Source organism: Hymenobacter agri, assembly GCF_054778495.1.
The window spans coordinates 1-2,466 of sequence record NZ_BAAGZM010000621.1 but is presented as its reverse complement, the minus strand read 5'-3'; the positions used below and the strand labels follow the sequence as shown (position 1 = coordinate 2,466).

Here is a 2,466-nt window from a genome sequence, read left to right as displayed (position 1 = left end):
GCAGGGCGGCCACGGGGTCGGCGCCGGCGAAGGTTTCGAGCACCTCCCCTAGTGGCAGCAGGCTCAGGCGCGTGCGGCCGTCGAGTTGGATGAGGTAGTAGTGCACGGGCTTTTCGAGCTGGGCCAGCACCTGGTTTACCTGCCGGGTTTTGGCTTCGGGCGTGGCTTGGTCGTAGCCGTGAGCGCGCAGGTAGCGCAGCGGCAGGTCGGCCAGCGGCGGCGGCAACTTTTGGACCGCAGATTTCACGGATTCTACGGATTGCGCGGATTCTGCCAGCGCTTGCGCTGCTTTGGGCGCGGCCACCGGCTGCTGGCGCAGGTCGGCATCGGCCAGCAGCTTTTGCTGAAAGAGCTGGGCGGGCGCGTCGGGAGCGCTGCGGAAAATGGCGTTGGGGCGCGGGCCGTAGAGCTTGAACACGAGGCGCGCGCCACTGCGGAAATTCACCTGCAACACCCGGTCCTGAGGCCAGGCGGCCACGCTTTCGACCTGCTCGCCCAGCATATCCGGGAATAAGTCGACGGAATTGGCGCGGGCGCGCTGGAAGGTTTCGGGCAGGGCCAGCGCGGGGAAATTCGCGCCCAGCTGCGCTTTCAGCCAGAATTCGGCCGTGCCGCTGCTGAGGCCAATGACCAGCTCGTCCTTTTCCTGCGAGAAGCAGGCGGCCACGCGGTAGCCCCGCAGCCGCTCGGTGAGCGCGGGGGCCAGCTGGCGCAGGAAATAGTAGTTGGTGTGCATTATGCAGAAGCTGCTCGCTACCAGCTTTTAGCTAGCAGCTAATTGTCAGCCCATCATACGCCAGTCGCACCCACTCGGGCAGCTCGGCTTCGACTTCGGCGTGGCGGCCCAGTTGGTGGCTGATGTGGGTCAGGTAGGCCCGCTTGGGGGCGGCTTCTTCCAGCACTTCGAGAGCTTGGGCCAGGGTGAAGTGTGAGATGTGCTGCTCGCGGCGCAGGGCATTGAGCACGATGACATCGGCGCCGCGCAGCTGGGCGCGGGTTTCGGGGCCGAGGTGGTTGGCATCGGTGAGGTAGCAGAAGTTGCCGATGCGGAAGCCCAGCACCGGCAGCTTGTGGTGCAGGGCCCGCAGCGGCAGCACGGGCACGCCCAGCACGTCGAACGGCTCATCGTCGCGCTCGATGGGGTGTAGCACCACGCGGGGCACGCCGGGGTACTTGTGCTCGGCAAAAATGTAGGCGAACTCCTGCTGCAACTGCCGCAGCACGCGCGGCTCGGCAAACACGGGCATGTCGGTTTGCTGCCGAAAGTTGAAGGCCCGAATGTCATCCAGCCCGGCGGTGTGGTCCTTGTGCTCGTGGGTGAAGAGCAGGCCGTCGAGCTGCGTGATGCGGGCGCGCAGCATCTGCTGCCGGAAATCGGGGCCCGAATCGATGACGAGGCTCCGCCCTTCCACCACCACGTGCACCGACACGCGCAGGCGGTGGTCGCGGTGGTCGAGCGAGCGGCACACCGCGCAGGTGCACCCAATCATGGGCACGCCCGACGAGGTGCCCGTGCCGAGAAAAGTAACGGTCATGGCAATGAGTGAATGAGTAAATGGACAAATGGGTGAATGAGCTTAGTATTCACTCATTCACCCATTTACCCATTCATCCATTGGCCTAGCCTACGTACTGCTTCACCACGCGCACGAGGGCGTCGAAGTCGAGGGGCTTGGGCAGGTAATCGGTTACGCCGGCTTCGCGGAACTGGTCCATCGAGTAGTTGTTGGCGTTGCCGGTGATGGCGATGATAGGCAGCTTGCTGATTTTGGGGTCTTCGTGGGCGCGGATTTCGCGGGTGCACTGCATGCCGTCCTTCACCGGAATGTTGATGTCCATGAGCACACAATCGATGGGGTTGCTTTCGATTTGCTTCAGCACTTCGCCACCGTTTTTGGCCAGTACAATTTTGTATTTCTGCAGCTCGAGAATTTTGCGGGTAAGGTTGAGGATAACCGAGCTGTCTTCAGCAATCAGAATCGTCTTTTGGGTATCAACAGACATGCGCGTGGGGGGTTTGTTTTGTGAGTGAGTACGAGGGTAGAATAGTATTGGCGAGCAGGTAGCAACTGTTTATTCGGGCGGAGTAGCCCGCAACACTGCAGCCGGATATTCGGCCACGAACTGTGCAAAGTAATGTTCTAAAACCTGAAAGCCCGCGGCCCCGGCTTCCATGCGGCCTTCTTTGAACTGGCGTTCGAGGTGGCGGGCCTGGGCGGCGAGGGCCACGCCGCCCAGCGTGGCAGCAGTGCCCTTCAGCTGGTGCAGCATGGGCAGCAGCTCGCGAAACTCGCCGCTGGCCACGGCCGGGGCGGCATCACGCAGCAGGTCGCCGGCTTCCTGCTCGAACTCTTGGTAGAGGTCGGTGGTGAACTCGGCCCCACCTAGCTCCATGAGCTGGTGCAGGATGGCTTCGTCAAGGATGGGCTCGGCCGGAGCGGCGGCAAGCTCGGCCGACGCGGCGGC

At 63.1% G+C, this 2,466-nt stretch carries 3 protein-coding genes and 1 pseudogene; all 4 read right to left on the bottom strand.

Going from position 1 to position 2,466, the window contains the following annotated elements:
- Window positions 1-736, bottom strand: a pseudogene (locus tag ACYVDE_RS20270) (NFACT RNA binding domain-containing protein); the annotation flags it as partial.
- A 31-nt stretch (window positions 737-767) separates the two neighbouring features.
- Window positions 768-1,535 carry an MBL fold metallo-hydrolase gene (locus ACYVDE_RS20265; protein ID WP_460503349.1) on the bottom strand — a complete coding sequence of 256 codons (768 nt, stop codon included), beginning with the start codon at window positions 1,533-1,535 and terminating at the stop codon, window positions 768-770.
- Between the two features lie 85 nt (window positions 1,536-1,620).
- Complete coding sequence (locus ACYVDE_RS20260) at window positions 1,621-2,004, bottom strand: response regulator (protein WP_460503348.1); 384 nt, start codon at window positions 2,002-2,004, stop codon at window positions 1,621-1,623.
- 69 nt (window positions 2,005-2,073) lie between these two features.
- Window positions 2,074-2,466: Hpt domain-containing protein (locus tag ACYVDE_RS20255; RefSeq protein ID WP_460503347.1), on the bottom strand; the 393-nt coding region annotated here is incomplete at its 5' end.

Bases quoted from the DNA above. Each gene is read 5' to 3' on its own strand.
- ACYVDE_RS20265 (WP_460503349.1), bottom strand. From the start codon at position 1,535: ATGACCGTTACTTTTCTCGGCACGGGCACCTCGTCGGGCGTGCCCATG.
- ACYVDE_RS20260 (WP_460503348.1), bottom strand. From the start codon at position 2,004: ATGTCTGTTGATACCCAAAAGACGATTCTGATTGCTGAAGACAGCTCG.